Origin of the sequence: Bacillus sp. BB081 (assembly GCF_008368895.1) — a bacterium.
Lineage (GTDB): Bacteria > Bacillota > Bacilli > Bacillales > Bacillaceae_G > Bacillus_A > Bacillus_A wiedmannii.
In genome coordinates this window covers 1-19,676 of the sequence record NZ_QOZX01000089.1, presented here as the reverse complement: position 1 = coordinate 19,676, position 19,676 = coordinate 1, and the positions used below count along the sequence as shown (strand labels likewise).

Genomic DNA, 19,676 nt, shown 5'->3' with positions numbered 1-19,676 from the left:
AAATAAAGGTAAAAAAGTATAAAAAAACCTATTAAATTATTCTATAAGTATTTTTTCTAAAATATAATTTCTTGGTTAAGCTAAAATAGTTATTTTTTAACCTTATATATATTAATTTGTAATCATTACAATTACAGAGGTGAAATTTTTAATTAATTATATTTGTATAATGTTTTTGGCTCGTGTTTTTACTTAACAGTTAAATTATTGAGTACAATCGACAAAATTTTGCTATTTACGCATTAAAAATTTAATGTTTTAATGAACAACATAACTGGTATGACCAGAGAGAAAGGAGAAGATTACGCTAATAGGAGTATAGCGAAGTTGTAAGTAACATTATGTCGAAAATAATTTTCCTAATAATCAGTTAATTAACAAGGGACCTAGAATCTCAAAAGGATCAAGTTTGTAATAAAAGTGTTCTAAGTTATTGCATAACAAAAGTGAATTTATTCCGCAATAAAAGTATAAGCAATGTACAGTATAAGTTCATCTTTTGTAGTCTTGTAAGGCTCTTGCTGACAAAACTAAGAGACATATTATGTAATTGATATTAAACAAGGTCAAAACAGGATTAACTGTAAGCGTTGGTTTATCTATCCTCGCAGCTCTGTAAGTTAAACCGCAACTCTATGGGAGAATTAATATTTTACTACCCATTGGGTGTCTAATTCAAATATAGCTGATGAATTTTTATTGTTTATTTTTGAAAAATAGAGTATCTAAATGAGAGATGAGTAAAATTCTTACATCCTATTAGAAGTAAAAAATAAGGATAACACCCTATCTGAAAGACTTCTCTTTCCTCATCCGTGTACAAAGAGAGAGCCTAGCGCTAGGTCGTACAAGTTATATGAATCAATTTATAGAAAAAAATGGTAAAGGAGTGTACGGATTTTTAATAACATCCATTGTAACTGGAGCGAATATTCCTATCAATACTCTCGCAACACCAATCGTTCAAGCAGAAACTCAACAGGAAAACATGGATATTTCTTCATCATTACGAAAATTAGGTGCGCAATCTAAATTAATCCAAACGTATATTGATCAATCTTTAATGAGTCCTAATGTACAGCTAGAGGAAGTCCCAGCTTTAAATACAAATCAATTCCTAATCAAACAAGATATGAAGGAATGGTCATCGGAACTCTATCCACAGTTAATTCTATTAAATTCAAAAAGCAAAGGATTTGTAACAAAATTTAATAGCTATTATCCGACATTAAAATTGTATGTAGACAATAAAGAAGATAGAGAAGGTTTTTTGGATAGACTTGAAGTACTTCAAGAAATGGCTATGACGAATCAAGAAAATGCGCAACGACAAATTAATGAGTTAACTGATCTTAAATTACAGCTTGATAAAAAATTAAAAGATTTCGATATTGATGTGGCAACTGCGCAAGGCATATTAGGTACAGATGGAACGGGAAAAATAGATCAGTTAAAAAATGAAATATTAAATACAAAAAAAGCAATTCAAAATGATTTACAACAAATTGCATTAATACCAGGAGCTTTAAATGAGCAGGGATTTGCTATATTCAAAGAAATTTATAGTCTTTCAAAAGAAATTATTGAACCGGCTGCTCAAGCAGGGATGGCAGCGTATAACAAAGGAAAAGAAATTAACAACTCTATTCTAGAAGCTGAGAAAAAAGCAGCGCAAGAAGCGACAGAACAAGGTAAAACTGCTCTAGAAATTGAATCGGCCAAAAAAGCAGCTCGTGAAGCAATTGAGAAAAGCAAACAAGGTGAAATAGCTGCAGCTGCAGCCGCAAAAACGCAAGAATATGATCTGATGAAAGCCATTGATACTGAAAAGATTAAGAAAACATTTGGTGTCTTCGCAGAAGTAAATAAACTAACAGCAGAGCAGCGATCATATTTAGATGACTTAGAGAAACAAAACCAAAAAATATATGATTTAACAACGAAACTATCAATAGCAGATTTGCAAAAATCAATGCTTCTTCTTTCACAAAATGATTTGCATACGTTTGCAAATCAAGTGGATGTAGAACTTGACCTACTAAAGCGCTATAAAGAAGATTTAGATTTAATAAAAAATAACATTACAAAATTATCTACTAATGTTGATGTAACTAACGAGCAGTCTCAAAAAGATACATTAAGACAATTAAAAAATGTAATAAGTTACCTTGAAGAGCAGGTATATAAATTTTGATATTACGTTTTTAAAAAAACTATAAAGATTATAAGAATCTAGCGAAAGAAGGAGAAAAGTGATGAAAAAATTCCCATTCAAAGTGCTAACTTTAGCCACGCTGGCAACGGTTATAACTGCTACTACTGGTAACACTATTCATGCATTTGCACAAGAAACGACCGCTCAAGAACAAAAAGTAGGCAATTATGCTTTAGGTCCTGAGGGACTGAAGAAAGCATTGGCTGAAACAGGGTCTCATATTCTTGTAATGGACTTGTACGCAAAAACAATGATTAAGCAACCGAATGTAAATTTATCTAATATCGATTTAGGATCAGAAGGAGGAGAGTTGCTCAAAAATATTCACCTTAATCAAGAACTGTCACGAATCAATGCGAATTATTGGTTAGATACAGCAAAGCCACAGATTCAAAAAACAGCTCGTAATATTGTAAATTACGATGAACAATTTCAAAATTATTACGACACTTTAGTAGATACTGTACAAAAGAAAGATAAGGCAGGTCTAAAAGAGGGCATAAATGATTTAATTACTACAATTAATACAAATTCAAAAGAGGTTACAGATGTAATTAAGATGCTACAAGACTTCAAAGGGAAACTATATCAAAATTCTACAGATTTTAAAAATAATGTTGGTGGTCCAGATGGGAAAGGTGGATTAACTGCAATATTAGCAGGTCAACAGGCAACGATTCCACAACTTCAAGCTGAAATTGAGCAACTTCGTTCTACTCAGAAAAAACATTTTGATGATGTATTAGCATGGTCAATTGGTGGTGGATTGGGAGCAGCTATTTTAGTTATTGCAGCTATTGGAGGAGCGGTTGTAATTGTTGTAACTGGTGGTACAGCAACACCGGCTGTTGTTGGTGGACTTTCAGCTCTTGGAGCAGCTGGTATCGGTCTAGGAACTGCGGCTGGTGTCACGGCATCTAAGCATATGGACTCCTATAACGAAATTTCTAACAAAATCGGAGAATTAAGTATGAAAGCGGATCGTGCTAATCAAGCAGTTCTTTCGCTTACTAACGCGAAAGAAACATTGGCATATCTATACCAGACTGTAGATCAAGCAATATTGTCTCTAACAAATATTCAAAAGCAATGGAATACAATGGGCGCAAATTATACAGATTTACTGGATAATATCGATTCTATGCAAGACCACAAATTCTCTTTAATACCGGATGATTTAAAAGCCGCTAAAGAAAGTTGGAATGATATTCATAAAGATGCAGAATTCATTTCAAAAGACATCGCTTTTAAACAGGAATAGAACTGAAAATGAAAACTTATATTGGAGGAATATAAAATGATGAAAAATATCCCGTACAAACTAATCGTTGCATCGGCTCTTTTAACTATGACAGCAACTTCTGTAGTCTCACCAGTAGCAACTTTTGCAAGTGAAATTGAACAAACGAACAATGGAGATACGGCTCTTTCTGCAAATGAAGCGAGAATGAAAGAGACCTTGCAAAAGGCTGGATTATTTGCAAAATCTATGAATGCCTATTCTTATATGCTAATTAAGAATCCTGATGTAAATTTTGAAGGAATTACTATTAATGGATATGTAGATTTACCTGGTAGAATCGTACAAGATCAAAAGAATGCAAGAGCACATGCTGTTACTTGGGACACGAAAGTAAAAAAACAGCTTTTAGATACATTGAATGGTATTGTTGAATATGATACAACGTTCGACAATTATTATGAAACATTGGTTGAGGCGATTAATACAGGGGATGGAGAAACTTTAAAAGAAGGAATTACAGATTTACGAGTTGAAATTCAACAAAACCAAAAGTACGCACAACAATTAATAGAAGAATTAACTAAATTAAGAGACTCTATTGGACAAGATGTTAGAGCATTTGGAGGCAATAAAGATCTTTTGCAGTCGATTCTAAAAAACCAAGGTGCAGATGTTGATGCAGATCAAAAGCGTCTAGAAGAAGTATTAGGATCAGTAAACTATTATAAACAATTAGAATCTGATGGGTTTAATGTAATGAAGGGTGCTATTTTGGGTCTACCAATAATTGGCGGTATTATAGTGGGAGTAGCAAGAGACAACTTAGGTAAGTTAGAGCCTTTATTAGCAGAATTACGTCAGACCGTGGATTATAAAGTAACATTAAATCGTGTAGTTGGAGTTGCTTATAGTAATATTAATGAAATGCACAAGGCACTTGATGATGCTATTAACGCTCTTACTTATATATCAACGCAGTGGCATGATTTAGATTCTCAATATTCGGGCGTTCTAGGGCATATTGAGAATGCAGCTCAAAAAGCGGATCAAAATAAATTTAAATTCTTAAAACCTAATTTAAATGCAGCGAAAGATAGTTGGAAAACATTACGAACAGATGCTGTTATATTAAAAGAAGGAATAAAGGAATTAAAAGTGGAAACTGTTACTCCACAAAAATAGGGAAATATTTATTCTGTTGCAAAGTGACCCATAACATAGAGAGTCTATGATTACACTGATAAACAGTAAAGCAGTAATTAATAAATCCTTATATATTAAAAAGGCGGAGTCTCATTAAAGACTTCGCCTTTCACTTATATATAAGTTGTATCCAAATAAAAAGATAGCCATGTAGTTTACTTGTTTTTAAAAATTTGTAACAGAATCGATCAATAGGATACAGGTTATATAGATTTGCTTAATAATATCGAATCTATGCAACAACATCGTCTTTTAATAAGAATAGGACTTGAAATCATACTCTATACAGGAGGAATAAGAAAAGATGAAAAAAAAATCTTATAAAATACTGGCTGTATCAGCATTTTTAATTATGACAACTACCTATGCAGTCACACCAGTAGCAACCTTTGCAATTGAAACTGAACAAACGAAAACTGGAGATATGTCTCTTTCAGCAAATGAAGAAAAGATGAAAAAAACTGTACAAGATGCTGGGGTATTTGCAAAAGCTATGAATGAATATTCTTATTTGCTAATTAATAATCCGGATGTGAGTTTTGAAGGGATTTCTATTAATGGATATGCAGATTTACCTAGTAAAATTGTACAGGATCAAAAGAATGCAAGAGCACATGCTGTTACATGGAATACAAAAGTAAAAAAACAGCTTTTAGATACATTGACCGGCATTATTGAATACGATACAAAGTTTGAAAATTATTATGAAACATTAGTAGAGGCGATCAATAATGGAAATGGGGATACTTTAAAAAAGGGGATTACAGATTTAAGGGTGGGGATTCAACGAAACCAAGAGTCTGCAAAAGCATTAATAGAAGAATTAACTAAATTTAAAAACGCTATTGGAGAAGATGTTAGAGTATTTGGAAGCCATAAAGAGACCTTGCAATCGATTTTAAAAAACCAAGGAGCTGATGTAGAGACTGATCAAAAGCGTTTAGATGAAGTTTTAGGACAAGTAAACTATTATAAGAAATTAGAATCTGATGGGTTAATAATGGTGAAAGTCCCTTTTATCCCCACGCTTATTTCTGGTGGCATAATGATAGGTACTGCTAGAGATAATTTAGGTCGATTAGAGCCTGCTTTAGCAGAATTACGTAAAACTGTAGATTATAAAATTACATTAAATCGTGTAGTCGGAGTTGCATTTCATAATATTAGTGATATGCATAGTACGATTGATAGTGCTATTACTGCTCTTACTTATATGTCCACACAATGGGATGATTTAGACTCTCAATATTCGGGCGTACTGGGGCATATTGATAAAGCTGATGAAAAAGCTGATCAAAATAGATATAAATTTTTAAAGCCTAACTTGAATTCAGCTAAAGACAGTTGGAAAACAATAAGAACAGATGTTGTCACATTACTAGAAGGCATAAAAATTGCAGAGAAGAAAGAACAAGATTTTATGAATCTACTTCGTCCATCAAACGTTTTTTACTTTTATAAAAAAATCCATAACGCATACACTTTTGAAATAAAGACTGGAACAAATGCACCAAATGCGTCTTATAAAGTTATGAATTTAACTAAAAACACTGTTCATCATATGTGGAGTGGAGGTGCTAATACAAACATGTGGGCTGACTGGCTTTCATTCAATCCAAATGATGAATTTGCGGTGGTAGCAGTAGTGGATGGAAAAGAATATGTTGTATATAAAGACAAAGTAGAAAATATAATGAACTGAACCCGAAAAAATGCATTAATTGGAGATGGTACACTAAACTAGACACCAAGTTAATTGAAAAATTGACCGGCATATGGCTCCTTATTTCCTAGAACACCTAGCTAAAGCAAAGGAATTCGTACATAGATTAGTTGACATTTATGTAGGTTTCATCCATTTTCAAAGATAGTTTTTCTTTTTTGTTTTACTTTTCAAAAATCATGAATGAAATTTCCGTATTCACGAACTCAGCACATAATGGTTGTTAGATGAATTGACATACCACGTCCCTTTAGAATTTCAGGCATATTACGATAACTTAAAGAAAAAAATAATAGTAGCAAATGGCTACTATTATTTTTCTTAAACTATTTTTCTTTAAAATATCACATCTGTCATGTTCCTTATTTGCTTTCCCAGAATTTATTCTAGTTAAAAAAACCTTGCACCAGAACACATATTGTTCTGATGCAAGGTTCGCTGCAATATAAAATACACGACAGTAGGGGCAAGACATAAAATGTGATTTCAAAAGAAACATATGTATATGTGAAGTAAGGTAAATGAGGGGCTGCTCATAACCAGTAGCCCTTCTTTATAACGTTATTTTGCAGGGAAATGTTCAAATATACGTTATATATCATATTCCTCTTTTTCGGAAGAGCAACAAGAACATCTAGCTTAAAAATTTTCACAACAGAGCCAGATAACGTGTTAAAGTATTAATTACTGTGCATGTAAAGATAAAAAAGAGCCTTACAAAAAGATGTTTGTAATAGTTTAGCTTATACGATTTTAGGGGATTAATAGCATTTTGTGCCGTTATTATTAACCTAATTTCCAAGAAAAAGAGGTGATTGTAGGTGACTAAACCTATTAAAAAAAATAGTCGTTATATGGTTGGATTAGATAGTCTAAGGGGCCTAGCTATACTAGGTGTTATTTTGTATCATATTAATTTTAGTTGGATGCCTGGAGGATTTTTAGGGGTTACTGTATTTTTTGTACTCTCAGGTTATTTAATTACAGATATTCTAGCCATAGAGTGGAAGAGAAATAAGAGAATTGATTTAAAAAAATTCTGGCTTAGTAGGGCAAGGAGATTGCTTCCAGGAATGCTTGTTATGCTCGTTATAACGTTGGCATGGATTACGGTTTTTCATAGCTCTTTACTTGAAAAAATGCGCGGAGATTCATTAGCGGCATTATTTTATGTTAGTAACTGGTGGTATATTTATCATAAATTATCGTACTTTGATAATTTTAACCAGCTTTCTCCATTGAATCATTTTTGGTCGTTAGCAGTCGAGGAACAATTCTATGTTGTCTGGCCGTTTATTATTAGTTTAGGACTTTACTACATAAAAAAACAATCCCGTATGATTTTATTGATTTGTCTAGGAGCTGTTGCTTCAGCTTTAGCAATGGCAATTTTGTATGAACCTGGAGTTGATCCGAGCAGAATATATTATGGTACAGATACGAGGGCCTTTTCCTTACTTATCGGAGCGGTACTTGCCTTAGTTTGGCCAAGCAATAGGCTTGCTAATAAAATTATCCCAAAGGCGCGTTTCATTCTTGATGTAGTGGGGGGCATTGCTCTTATTATTATTTTGGTTATGTTTTGGAAGACCAATCAATATGATCCATTTCTATACAAGGGAGGAATGGTTCTCTTATCAATTGCAACAGCATTGTTAGTGGCAAATCTAGCTCATCCAGCTAGTCGCATTGCTCAATTTTTACGGTTTAGACCTTTACGTTGGATAGGGGTAAGATCGTATGGCATATACCTCTGGCATTATCCAATTCTTACATTAACGACTCCAAAGGTAAATGCGGGGGATTTTTCACTAATAAGGGCAATCCTTCAATTTCTTCTAATTATATTGATTTCGCAAATTTCATGGAAGTTTATCGAGAAACCAATCCGACAAGGTGCGCTCCGGAACATTCAGTTTAAGAACTTAAGACTTCAAAATGTCACTTTAGGTGTTAAGTTAGCTTTAATTTGTACATTATTCGTTTCGTCGATAGCCGTCGTAGGGTTATCAAAAGCTAGTAAGGCTAAGGAGAATTCTCACCAAGATAAGGTGGAAGCAGCACAAACACAACCGGCGCCACATCCAGTTGCAGTTTGGGAAAATCCAAATCAAGAGACGCCTCAAAAACAAGGGGAATCAAAAGAAGTAAATTCTGCACAACCTAAAAATTCACTCACAGTTACTGCGATAGGCGATTCCGTTATGATTGATATTACTCCGTATTTAAAAAATACTTTTCCTGATATTAGGATTGATGCGCAAATTGGTCGCCAGCTGTCAAAAGCGATTCCGGTAGTTGAACAGTTAAAAAATGAAGGGAATTTAGGAAACTATGTCATTATTGGATTAGGTACAAATGGAGCCTTTACTACTGAGCAACTTGTTTCATTAATAAAATTAATTGGAAACGAACGTAAAATAATATTTATTAATACAAGAGTACCACGTCCGTGGGAATCAATCGTGAATGAGAGACTGAAAGTAACGGCATCTGAATATCCGAATGCAATTCTAGTTGATTGGTATGCAGCAAGTGCTGGAAAGAAAGACTACTTTGCACCTGACGGTGTGCATTTAACCAAAGTAGGTGCAGAAGCATACGCAGCACTTGTAGCCAAAGCGGTGAAGCAATAATTAACTATTTTTTATTAACTTCTGTTGGGTAAGGAAATGGTTCTGAGTATGAGGTGCCACTCTGAGGTTTAATTACAATTCAAAAAAGAATATTATTCATGTTTTTCTAATCTACGATTTAGAGTGGCCTGACTCACTCCTGTAATTTGACATGAAATATAGGCGAACTTGAAAAGAAAGAAAAGGACTAGAAGAGGCTACAAAGGATACAAAATATGAAGTTGAAATATTAGGAAGAGGCTCTGCAGGTGGAAGCACTGCAAATACATTAAAAGAGCAACAAGTAATAAAAAGTTAATTCAAATCCATAAAGTATAGTTCTAACGAGAATACCAATGACAGATCCTCGTTGGCCCAAAGAAGGCGACTGGGTGAAAATGAAAACTTGCCTTCATGGTAGCCAGCAGAATTGTTTGAAGTATCGAACCCTTTACAACCTTTAGAATGGTATTTTGCGGATCATAAACATAGTAAAACGACAACAATAGAATATATATGGGGTTATAAAGAATTAGCTTTAAATGATAGACATGCTCTTGGTTTAATAGACAGGGAGAATAAGGATATTGCAATATTTTTAAAGCGAAAAGCCGAAATTGAGGAATTAGAAGAATTGTAATAGTGAAGGAATTGATTAATTTATAAAAAACGTAGGAATAAAATATTCCTACGTTTTTTGTACATAACATTAAAAAAAACACCTTATTTTTGGGGGATTTGAAGGTTCTGATGGAAGATTTCCTGGTTTTCGATTTGAATCAATATGATACTATTTACATTTACTGTCATGTAGGGAATTATATTTTTTGCACCTGAACTGTTTGTAATAATTGTAGGATTTTCTGTTTTTTTGTCGAATATATCTTTAATGCAAGGAGGGACATTACATGATTATTAAAGACTATTTCATCAATCTTTCTATTTTTTCTTTATTAGTTAGCGCAGCGATATTTATTCAAGTGTTTTTGATTCATTCCAGGCGATATTTCGAAAAATTCTATGGAGGGATTATTGCAGTTACTTTGATGCTCTTTTCTTTTCCATACATGGGATTTTCCTACGATCTTCGAGTTGTTCCTCTTATTCTATCTTTTATTTACTTTGGTCGCATTGCTGGCTGGATTACACTAATTAGCATAATTATAATGCGTATCTTTTTCATTGGTGGGTATTGGGAGCCACCTGTGATTGCATATTTAAGTATGAGTGTTCTATTTTCTACTATTAAAACATATTCTAAAAACCTTCAGCCTTTTAAAAGTGCATCTTTATATTTTTCTGTTTTTGTCGGAATAAAGTGGTTAGTTGGTGTATTCTTTAATACTACGTTACTTTACTCTGGAGGTTTATTATATATAGCGTTAGGACTTTTAATTGGGCTATTTCTTATGGAAGCCTACCAGAGATTATATTATTTAACACAGGACTTATCTAAAATGAATCGGGAATTAAAAAAATCAAAGCAAGAACTTACAGATACCGTACATGAGCTTCAAGGAGGGATTTTTAAATTTAAAAAAGTGGGTAAGCACTTTATACACACTTTATGTGATGGACAGTTTTATTATCAAAAAGGATTTTACTCTGAACAGGTGGTAGGGAAAAGCTTACGGACTATTGATGCCTCTATTGTTCCACCACATTTAGTTTCACAATTGATGAAGTATTATCTTCAGGCATGGGAAGGGAAAGAAATTATATTCGAATTACCCTGGCCAGATGATAAAACAATTATTCTTATTGCACTTAGGCCGATTAAACGAAATGGACAAGTTATTGAAGTTGTTGGTTCTACAGTCGATATAACTGAAAGAAAAAAGGTAGAATCAGAATTAAGAGCTACCAAAGAATTACTAGAATCATTTATAAAGCATAATGTAGATGCTATTACCATTTCTGATCGAGAAGGGCATATTTTACAAGCAAATAAAGCTTATGAAAAGATATTTGGATGGTCATTAGAAGAAATCATAGGTAAGAGATTACCCTGTGTACCAGATTTCTTAATGGAAGAATCACTCAAAAATATCCAGAAAATTCTAACAGGAGAATCCGTAGTTACTAGATTAGAAACTGTTAGACGACGTAACGATGGAAGTCTTCTTGATGTCAGTCTGACAGTTTCTCCTATATTAGACGTAAGAGGAAATGTGATAGCTTTATCTGCAATATGTAGAGACATCTCTGAAAGAAAACAAGCAGAAAGAGAGCGACATCGATTACATCAACAATTAAAAGATAGTGAAATGAAGTACCGTGCACTAATCGAAGAAGCAACTGATGCAGTATATGTAGTAGAGCTGAATGAAAATTATGTCCCCAGTCGATTCATTGAGGTAAACCCTGTTGGTTGTAAAAGATTTGGATATAGTAGAGATGAGCTGCTCTCGTTACCATTTCCAAATGTAGTACCACAAGATTCTAAAATGATTGTAAGGTTGTTAGAAAAAATTAGAGAGGGACAAACTTCCTTCACTTTGCAAGATGAATATGCTTTTCCAACAGGAAAAATAATAACAACCGAGTTTAGTGTCCGTGTTTTTAACTTAAATGGTAAAAAGGTTTTCCTGAGTATTTCTCGTGATATCACTGAACGGCTAAAAACAGAAGAATTACTACGGAAATCTGAAAAACTTGCTGTCGTAGGACAATTAGCGACTGCAATGGCTCATGAAATTAATAATCCATTAACCGCAATGAAAGGGTTTATGCAATTACTAAAATCAACGGAAACTGAGAATAATCAGGGGTATATAAATATAGTATCATCAGAGATTGAGCGTATAGAAAGTATTACTAATGAATTTATGGCGGTAGCCAAACCACAGGTGTTAAAGATACAACCTAATGATATTAGTGTGCTAATGGATCAAGTTTTAATGCTACTGCAACCTCAAGCAATGATGAATAATATAAAAATTAGAATTGATTTTACACCTGGTATTCCATTGATCCCATGTGAAGGAAATCAATTAAAACAAGTATTTGTTAATATTATAAAAAATGCAATTGAATCCATGCCAAGAGGAGGAGAAATTTTGATTCAATTTGATAAACTTGATAATAATCAAATAAGGATTCGCTTTATCGATCAAGGATGTGGGATTCCAAAAGAACGTATACCATATTTAGGAGAACCTTTTTACAGTATTAAGGAAGAGGGAATCGGCTTAGGATTAATGGTATGTTATAAAATTATTGAAACACACCAGGGGAAGGTATTTATTGAGAGTGAAGTGAATAAGGGAACTATAGTTGAAGTCACTCTTCCAATTTGCACACTTCAAAATTAATACATTCTTTTACTGAAATTTTATAAATTAGTAAGCAGTTAGCTTTGGCTAGCTGCTTTTTTGTATATATTGTAATCGATTCTTCATATTACGGCTTTTTAATGTTTCATATATAGATTTTAAAAACTCTGTAAGTGTTTTGTAACATTTGCGAGAGACTTTTTTAACAGTTATGAGAGAGAAAAGAAAGATTTGTTATATATGATGAAATTAATCTTACTAGTAGGTGTTCTAATTGACCTAGAAACCAAGGAGGAAAAATAACAATGAAACAATTGAAGCCAGTAATTAGTGTATTAGGTAGTGTATCGATGGCACTGACTTTAGCATCTCCTGCTTTAGCAGATGTAAAACAACTGAATCCAGGAGGTACAGTTGAAATATTCAAAGAGAATGCAAATGTAAAAAAAGAAGATAAGAATTTCACGCTCGGATCTGATGGGGAAATAGGTTCACTCATTACACAAAACATTGAAATGGCAAACAACGATTGGGATAAAGATGGTATTTCTAACGACTTAGAGATGAATGGATATAAAATTGAATTCAATTCACAAACTGGAAAAAATGAAGCGAAAGCATGGGATCCCGAGAAGGATAAAGGGAAACCAAAATTTATATCGAATCCTATGAATGCAAATACGGATGGTGATCCTTTTACTGATATGTATGAGGTTGAGAATTATAACAACGATTCTGATACTAATTTCAATCCGATAGTTGCCAACATGCCGAATTTGCAAATTGGTGTCAAACGAATTGAAGTAATTCCTATTGCAACCATTACGGATAATAATGGCGGATCAGTTAGCAGAGGATGGGAAAAAAGTGTATCTACACAACATTCATTTAATGTAGGTTTAAGTGGTTCAGGTGGTGTAGAAGGCTCAGCAGCCGGTCCTGTTCCTTCCGGAAGTGTTTCAGCAAATGTGGGATACGGATATTCAAAAACAACTACGGAAACGGAGAGTTATACAAATAATTTTGATTGGTCTACTGCAACAACTGTGGATACAGCGAACGCAGCAAAATTACGGGTACATTTGGAATATAAGAATGTAGGAACAGCATCCGCTGAAAATGTTTCGCCTCATTTTAATATTCGTTTAGGAAACAAAATTATTAATACTGTAAAGGCAACACAAGATCGTTATAAAGCAAATTATTTAAGTACAGAAAAAGGTGGACGGAATAAAACAGAAGTAGTAATTGACAGTTTAGAAGGACAAGCAGATGCGAATATTGTCTTATCTTTGGATGAATTGAAAGCTGTTGAACAAGGGGAACTTCTTTCGATTGAAGTTTTACCTACAAGTACAATGGATTTATCTATTGAAAAAGGTGAAGAAATTATGCATTTGGGGGATTCAGGGAGATATGAGTCTAGAGTAAATGTAGCTACTGAACAATTAGAAACAGATATAGGAAATATACCAAAGTTTAGGGTATATACTCCTAAAGACAAATCCATTGCTGATAAGCCAGTCTTATCCTATAACGAAGTTTTTCAACATGTAAATATAGATACGAAAAAAGTAAATCATATTGTAAACAAGGCTAAAAGTACTAATAACGTATCAGTGGTTTCAGCTAATAATGGAACTGATGCATTGAACGATTTAAAAGCGGGACAGGGAGATCGCGGTTATTTACATAAAGACTCTGTACACGGTGCTTTTGCAAAACTACAGCAACCAACATTAGTAGAAGGTAGTTATGATTCTGTGACGCAAAAGATTAGGGCAACAATTTTACCTGGTTTATTTGGTGTGAGTAAAGAGATTCCTACTATTTATAGTAAGAAATGGAATGCTCCGTCACAAACAGTAACACTAGTTAAACGTGAGAATGGATTTACATATGAGTCTAGAGAAAATATACACCCTATTAAATCTGAAATTGCTGCGCACAGAAAAGTTACATTTGAAATCAATGACGCACACAATCTAACCCCTACACAAAAGATTGATACTGAAATTAAAGCTAATAAAGAATTTGAAGATTATGTAGTAGATAATTCAGGTGAATTTGTTACAGAAGGGGTTCCTTATACCGTAGCTTCATATGGAAATACAGCTTATTGGGGAAGTCATCATGCCGGGAATAAATGGGAGTATCTTTGGGCTGAAAAATCTAGCGATGAAAAAGTGAATGTAATTATTGAAAGAGTAGGTCAACCTAAACCTGGAAAACCAATTAAAAAGGATGAAGAGGTATTAATTAAATTTCGAAATCCTATTTATTCAGATTATGCATATTTAAAACTTCAAGATAGTTATATCCATTTAGATCAAAAACAGAATGCAAGTACTTTTAAATTTAATCATGCATATCCAAAGAATTTCACTGGATACCATAAACAATGGAACATACTATCTAATGGTAACAAGTTAAAGGTAGGATATTTAATCGATTATATGAAATATGGTAATGGAGAGAATGGGACTGATACTATAGCATGGAATCTATCAAGAGTTCAGTAATAGGTAACAGTTCTGTTACTAAGTTTGAAAAGAGGACCGGAAATGAATTGAATCCGAAAAGTTAGATACAATAATTTAGGTTACTAATAAGGAATGAGTTCGATGTTGAATCGGACTCATTCCTTTTAATTTATATAATTTAGTAACTACTATTTTAAATACCTATCTAGTCATATAAGTAATCAAATGTTAAGATTACTATCTGTATTACAAAATTTATTTTCTGAATTTTCATTGGATAATAGAAAAAATAAATTTTGTGTTATTGGTGAAAAAGAAGCGAGGATAGTATATGAAGAAAAGAATTTTAATCGTAGAAGATGAAGAAAATATTCGAGAAGTATGCAAACGGTATTTAGAAAGAGAAGAATATGAAGTTTATACCGCTGTAAATGGTAAAGAAGGTTGGGATTTATTTCTTACACATCAACCAGATTTAATTATATTAGATTTGATGATGCCAAAAAAAGATGGATGGGAATTATGCGAGGAAATTCGTCAACAGTCAAATGTCCCTATTATTATGTTAACTGCTAAGGGAGAGGAAAGGGATCGAATTTTAGGCTTAACAATGGGGGCTGATGATTATTTAACAAAGCCATTTTCCCCCCGTGAATTAGTATTAAGGGTTCAAATTATACTAAGAAGAGGAAGTCATGTACCAATACAAGCGAAAGAGTCTCTATTGGAAGTGATAGAGTTTCCAGATTTAAAAATATATCCAAAGACAAGATATGTACTTGTTTGTGATAAGGAAGTGGAGTTAACGGTGAAAGAGTTTGAGGTACTTTATCTCATGGCAAAGCATCCAAAACAAGTATTTTCTCGCTCGCAGCTTCTTGAATTAATTTGGGATTTTGGACATGAAGGGGCATCAAACACAGTTACCGTGTTAGTGAGTCGTTTACGTGAAAAGCTCGAAAAGCATACGATAAAGAATCGTTGGATTCATACTGTTTGGGGTATAGGATATCGCTTTGAGCCAAATGGAGGAAATGAAACATGAGATTACGTATTCAATTGTTACTCATGAATCTATTAAGTACCAGTATTATGGTAATTGCTATATGGTATAGTGAGACCAAAATGTTACTTGAACCGGAACAAACGCGGTTATTAACAGTAATTGCATTTGTGGCATTCATTATTTCAACGTTTATTTATTGGTTAATGACACGTCCTATCATGAGATCTATACAAAATTTAATAAAATTGACGAAACAATTTAGTGATAGACACTTTGAAACGATGTATATAATTGGGCAAGAACCACGTGAGTTTAAAGAATTGGCAACAGCCTTTCAACAGATGGCAAAAAAATTAGAAGAAGGGTTTACTAAGTTAGAGGAACAAGAAAACTCTCGTAAGGAGCTAATTACCAATATCTCACACGACTTACGAACACCTATGGCTAGTATGCAAATGATGATAGAAGCATTACAAGATAACCTGATTGAAGATCCTGAAATGAAAAAGCAATACTTAGCAACGGTTTTAAAAGAAATAGAAAGATTAAATGGATTAATTAACGACTTATTTGATCTTTCAAAGTTAGAGTTTGAGCAAGTAGATTTTCACCCAAGTTTCACACATTTAGATAAAGTTCTATTAGATGTATTAGAGTCACATTCTGTCTTATTAGGAGACAAACAAATCCATGTGCAATTGGATGTCCCTGATACATTACCTCGGCTTTTGATTATGCCCTGTAAAATTGAAAGGGTCATAGGTAATTTATTACATAATGCAATTCGATATTCTCCTATCTCTGGAACAATTGAATTGACTGTAGTGGAAAATAAACCAACTCAACAGGTCCAATTCACTATGCGGGATGAAGGAATGGGAATTTCTCCAAATGATCAATTACGTGTATTTGAACGTTTTTTTAGAACAGATCGATCAAGAAGTTCACAATCTGGAGGTTCCGGACTTGGATTAGCTATTGCAAAATCATTGATTGAAATGCACAAAGGGGAAATTGGCGTAAGGAATCGCGCAGATGGTAAGCAGGGAAGTGAATTTTGGTTCACTCTTCCCATCACATCAGTAAAAAAATAAGATGCTGAAAGACTTTTGTAACATTTACGTTAGAAAAATGAAAGACCTTCTTGTTAACATACTACTACACAGTATGTTACAGGAGGTTTTTTACTTTATGAAAAGAAAATATGTATGGCTTATAGGTGGTTTAATAATTGTATTGGGGATTTTATGGTCATTGTTCCGACCAGAGAAATTATTTATTGATAAGCGTGTAAATGAATCATTGCCACAAGCAGAGATACAATCAACTGAAGTAAGGCAACAAAGTGATCGAGTAATAAGGGAAGGTCAGTTTCAAAACGGTGTCCATGAAACAACTGGAACGGCAAAAATTCACCAATTAGCGGATGGAAAACGTGTTTTACGACTTTCTAATTTTGCAACATCAAATGGGCCAGATGTACGAGTTGTATTAGTTCCTACAAATCGTTTGAAAAATAATGAAGACGTAAAAAACTATCAGTATATTGAATTAGGAAAATTAAAGGGAAATAAAGGAGACCAAAACTACGAAATTCCTGAAGGGATAGATGTAAGTGAATATGGTTCGGTTTCTGTTTGGTGTAAAAGATTTAATGAAAACTTTGGTGCGGTTTATTTTAATAATTAAATATGAACTTAAAATTTCCTCTTACAGGCGAAATTCATATGGGTTATGGTAAAAGCTACAGCGGACTTAGTTGCTAAGAAGGGCACTCATAAGAGTGTCTTTTTCATATTTCTCAATTTTTGTATATTTTAGTGCAATTGGACGTTTACGAAGAGATTTTATTCGTGCATAAATAATTTTAAGAGTATGCCAGGAAATCTTTGATTTATCAAGAAAAATTAAATTTAAACTGTATTATATACAGAAGCCACTTGAGGGGTGTTAAGATGCCAAATTTCTCATTTTGGGGTAGTTGCTTTTCATAGCTAGATGACTATGTATCGGTACCCCATAAGAAAAAGGCAGGAACATATCAAATATGTTCCTGCCTTTTTTTAAGTTTAACATGTATAACCTAAATATAAATGTATTGAGGTCTTCTTTATTTATTATTTTTTAAACCGCAAATGAACAAACTTCAACATCTTTATTACGTTTACAACTCGCATCATAATACGTGTACTACCATCCCAATCTTTATTTGTAGGTATACCTTTAAAGAAAGGGGAGCAGCTTAATATTTTTATGTTTGAAGACCATTTTTCTATTGATTTTGGATTGTTTACATAAAAATACATCATCGCGCCGTTATTGCCAGATTTTTTTACAGTTGCATTCGAAAGGTTCAGTGCGAATTTTGATTCAGCATCAAAATATAGCTCTCCTCCAGGAAAACGTTTTGACATAGCAACTATGATCTCTTTTAAATCTTCTTCTTTAAAGTAATAAAATACACCTGCTGATATAAAAAGAATACCGTCGTTTGGATCATATCTTATATCGTCAAACCAAGAAGTATCAAAAAATGATTTAGCGATACTAATATTCCTTGGTGTATCTTCAATTAAAGTCTTGCGAAAAGAGATTGCATCGGGTAAATCAAGGTTATACCAATGTATTGTACCGTTATCAATTCTTGAAAAAGTAGTATCTAGTCCTGAACCGATATTTACTATAGTGGCGTTCGGGTGTTTTCCTATAAATTGTTTTATCGTATCATCAATTTTTCGTGCACGAGTAATGTATGTGATACATCCGTATTCGCCAAATGTATTTGCTATTGTTGAGAAGTCAAAATCGCATTCTTTAATTATTCGAATAGCCTCTGTATCATCTAAAATATCCTTATTTTTCTCACTGCCATATGCTCGTCCCCATAGGGGAATAAGCATCGTACCTTGTACTGATTGTAAATCTAACTCTTTAACCATGAAACATCCTCCGTTGCATAATAAAACAATATATTTAGTCGTTATTTAACATTTTTGAGAGCATTGTATTTGTTTTATATAGTCCGTAAGTTAAATCCCGCCTATCTTCTTCGGATAATTGTTCGAGGTTTACTGTGAAATTTTTATAAATTTGTTTCCATCTCTCATAATGTACCTTTTCAGCTTTTTCTGTCAGAGAAATTAATACAGCTCTTTTATCTACCGTATCTTGCTTTTTTACAATATATCCGTTTTGTTCTAAGTTACGTACAGTTATACTTAATTGTTGCTTAGGAATGTTTAAATAACTAGCAATCATCTTTGAATTTACAGGTACTTTTTGCTGGGCGATATACTCTACTACGTGTTGTTCTAAATGTGTAAATTCAGAGGATTTTTCTGATAGTAATTTGAAAGTACCTGACATATTTAATAATAAATTCATGTATTCGTTTAATAATTCTTTATGGGACATTATTTTCGCTTCCTTTTTGGATTTAGTCATTATTTTATTACTAATTTAGCTATAAATCAAATGTTTAAACTTATTATAGTAAATTAACATTTACTAATTTGTTATTTTGAGATTATGTGAACTAAAGAAGAGGAGGATGAGAAGTGATTTTAGAAAAGACGAATATGGCCAAAAATAAAATATTACTAAATATATATAAGTAATGAATGCAATGTCTTTTTCAGTTATTATGTTGTAAATAATTTTATGATAAAATCTTTTACATAATGAAATAAAGGGGTAGTGTTCTATGGGTTATTTCTCAAATGGTTTATTAGTTTTGTTTGTTCTTATCGTCTGTAGCTGTATGATTTTTGGTTGATAATATAATAATAGATTTTTATAAAAGAAGTTAACTGAGGTGAGGTTAACTTCTTTTTATTTTATGTTGAGTAGGAATTTTATTATTTTTATGGAAGTTTATTTAAATTAATTTCATATTAATAAGGGTAATTTTATA

The 19,676-nt window shown here is 32.9% G+C and carries 12 protein-coding genes and 2 pseudogenes; 11 read left to right on the top strand and 3 right to left on the bottom strand.

The genetic code is table 11. The features are described from left to right. The first annotated feature begins 856 nt into the window (after positions 1-856). The 4 genes from hblC (at position 857) to hblB (ending at position 6,363) form a co-directional block, all read left to right on the top strand. Positions 857-2,194, top strand: a complete 1,338-nt coding sequence (gene hblC, locus DN394_RS25910; protein ID WP_149294379.1) for a hemolytic enterotoxin HBL lytic component L2 — start codon at positions 857-859, stop codon at positions 2,192-2,194. A 61-nt stretch (positions 2,195-2,255) separates the two neighbouring features. Next, positions 2,256-3,476 (top strand): hemolytic enterotoxin HBL lytic component L1, encoded by a 1,221-nt coding sequence (hblD, locus tag DN394_RS25905; RefSeq protein ID WP_000714431.1) that lies wholly within the window; start codon positions 2,256-2,258, stop codon positions 3,474-3,476. 36 nt (positions 3,477-3,512) lie between these two features. Further along, the gene (gene hblA, locus DN394_RS25900) at positions 3,513-4,640 is read left to right on the top strand and encodes a hemolysin BL binding component B (protein ID WP_097916310.1); all 1,128 of its coding nucleotides are present in this window, start codon (positions 3,513-3,515) and stop codon (positions 4,638-4,640) included. 325 nt (positions 4,641-4,965) lie between these two features. Beyond that, the gene (gene hblB, locus DN394_RS25895; RefSeq protein ID WP_097916312.1) at positions 4,966-6,363 is read left to right on the top strand and encodes a hemolysin BL regulatory component HblB; all 1,398 of its coding nucleotides are present in this window, start codon (positions 4,966-4,968) and stop codon (positions 6,361-6,363) included. A gap of 187 nt (positions 6,364-6,550) precedes the next feature. Here the strand turns inward: hblB and DN394_RS29605 are convergent. Next, a pseudogene (locus DN394_RS29605) lies at positions 6,551-6,727 on the bottom strand (IS6 family transposase); the annotation flags it as partial. A gap of 478 nt (positions 6,728-7,205) precedes the next feature. On the opposite strand from DN394_RS29605, the gene DN394_RS25890 reads away from it, so the two are divergent. From DN394_RS25890 to DN394_RS25860, 7 genes and pseudogenes are all read left to right on the top strand, one after another. Next, positions 7,206-9,020, top strand: coding sequence for an acyltransferase family protein (locus DN394_RS25890; RefSeq protein WP_097916314.1), 1,815 nt, complete (start codon positions 7,206-7,208; stop codon positions 9,018-9,020). Between the two features lie 367 nt (positions 9,021-9,387). Then, positions 9,388-9,639: pseudogene (locus DN394_RS25885) on the top strand (hypothetical protein); the annotation flags it as partial. A gap of 268 nt (positions 9,640-9,907) precedes the next feature. After that, positions 9,908-12,313 carry a PAS domain S-box protein gene (locus DN394_RS25880; protein ID WP_149294378.1) on the top strand — a complete coding sequence of 802 codons (2,406 nt, stop codon included), beginning with the start codon at positions 9,908-9,910 and terminating at the stop codon, positions 12,311-12,313. Positions 12,314-12,579: 266 nt separating this feature from the next. After that, on the top strand, positions 12,580-14,796 hold the full coding sequence (locus DN394_RS25875; protein ID WP_098208944.1) for a binary toxin-like calcium binding domain-containing protein: 2,217 nt from the start codon (positions 12,580-12,582) through the stop codon (positions 14,794-14,796). A 292-nt stretch (positions 14,797-15,088) separates the two neighbouring features. After that, positions 15,089-15,802, top strand: a complete 714-nt coding sequence (locus tag DN394_RS25870; protein WP_000746049.1) for a response regulator transcription factor — start codon at positions 15,089-15,091, stop codon at positions 15,800-15,802. Then, the gene (locus DN394_RS25865; protein WP_001239402.1) at positions 15,799-16,857 is read left to right on the top strand and encodes a sensor histidine kinase; all 1,059 of its coding nucleotides are present in this window, start codon (positions 15,799-15,801) and stop codon (positions 16,855-16,857) included. Before DN394_RS25870 ends, DN394_RS25865 begins: the two co-directional genes overlap by 4 nt. Positions 16,858-16,954: 97 nt before the next feature. Next, a complete protein-coding gene (locus tag DN394_RS25860; RefSeq protein WP_000824738.1) occupies positions 16,955-17,452 on the top strand; it encodes a DM13 domain-containing protein in 498 nt (165 codons plus the stop codon). A 428-nt stretch (positions 17,453-17,880) separates the two neighbouring features. Here the strand turns inward: DN394_RS25860 and DN394_RS25855 are convergent, their stop codons facing one another. Beyond that, complete coding sequence (locus tag DN394_RS25855) at positions 17,881-18,702, bottom strand: class I SAM-dependent methyltransferase (protein ID WP_048566438.1); 822 nt, start codon at positions 18,700-18,702, stop codon at positions 17,881-17,883. Between the two features lie 34 nt (positions 18,703-18,736). Further along, positions 18,737-19,177 carry a MarR family winged helix-turn-helix transcriptional regulator gene (locus tag DN394_RS25850; RefSeq protein WP_000018440.1) on the bottom strand — a complete coding sequence of 147 codons (441 nt, stop codon included), beginning with the start codon at positions 19,175-19,177 and terminating at the stop codon, positions 18,737-18,739. Between the last annotated feature and the right edge of the window lie 499 nt (positions 19,178-19,676).

Bases quoted from the DNA above. Each gene is read 5' to 3' on its own strand.
- hblB (WP_097916312.1), top strand. From the start codon at position 4,966: ATGAAAAAAAAATCTTATAAAATACTGGCTGTATCAGCATTTTTAATT.
- DN394_RS25850 (WP_000018440.1), bottom strand. From the start codon at position 19,177: ATGTCCCATAAAGAATTATTAAACGAATACATGAATTTATTATTAAAT.
- DN394_RS25860 (WP_000824738.1), top strand. From the start codon at position 16,955: ATGAAAAGAAAATATGTATGGCTTATAGGTGGTTTAATAATTGTATTG.
- hblC (WP_149294379.1), top strand. From the start codon at position 857: ATGAATCAATTTATAGAAAAAAATGGTAAAGGAGTGTACGGATTTTTA.
- DN394_RS25870 (WP_000746049.1), top strand. From the start codon at position 15,089: ATGAAGAAAAGAATTTTAATCGTAGAAGATGAAGAAAATATTCGAGAA.
- DN394_RS25855 (WP_048566438.1), bottom strand. From the start codon at position 18,702: ATGGTTAAAGAGTTAGATTTACAATCAGTACAAGGTACGATGCTTATT.
- hblA (WP_097916310.1), top strand. From the start codon at position 3,513: ATGATGAAAAATATCCCGTACAAACTAATCGTTGCATCGGCTCTTTTA.
- DN394_RS25880 (WP_149294378.1), top strand. From the start codon at position 9,908: ATGATTATTAAAGACTATTTCATCAATCTTTCTATTTTTTCTTTATTA.
- DN394_RS25865 (WP_001239402.1), top strand. From the start codon at position 15,799: ATGAGATTACGTATTCAATTGTTACTCATGAATCTATTAAGTACCAGT.
- DN394_RS25875 (WP_098208944.1), top strand. From the start codon at position 12,580: ATGAAACAATTGAAGCCAGTAATTAGTGTATTAGGTAGTGTATCGATG.
- hblD (WP_000714431.1), top strand. From the start codon at position 2,256: ATGAAAAAATTCCCATTCAAAGTGCTAACTTTAGCCACGCTGGCAACG.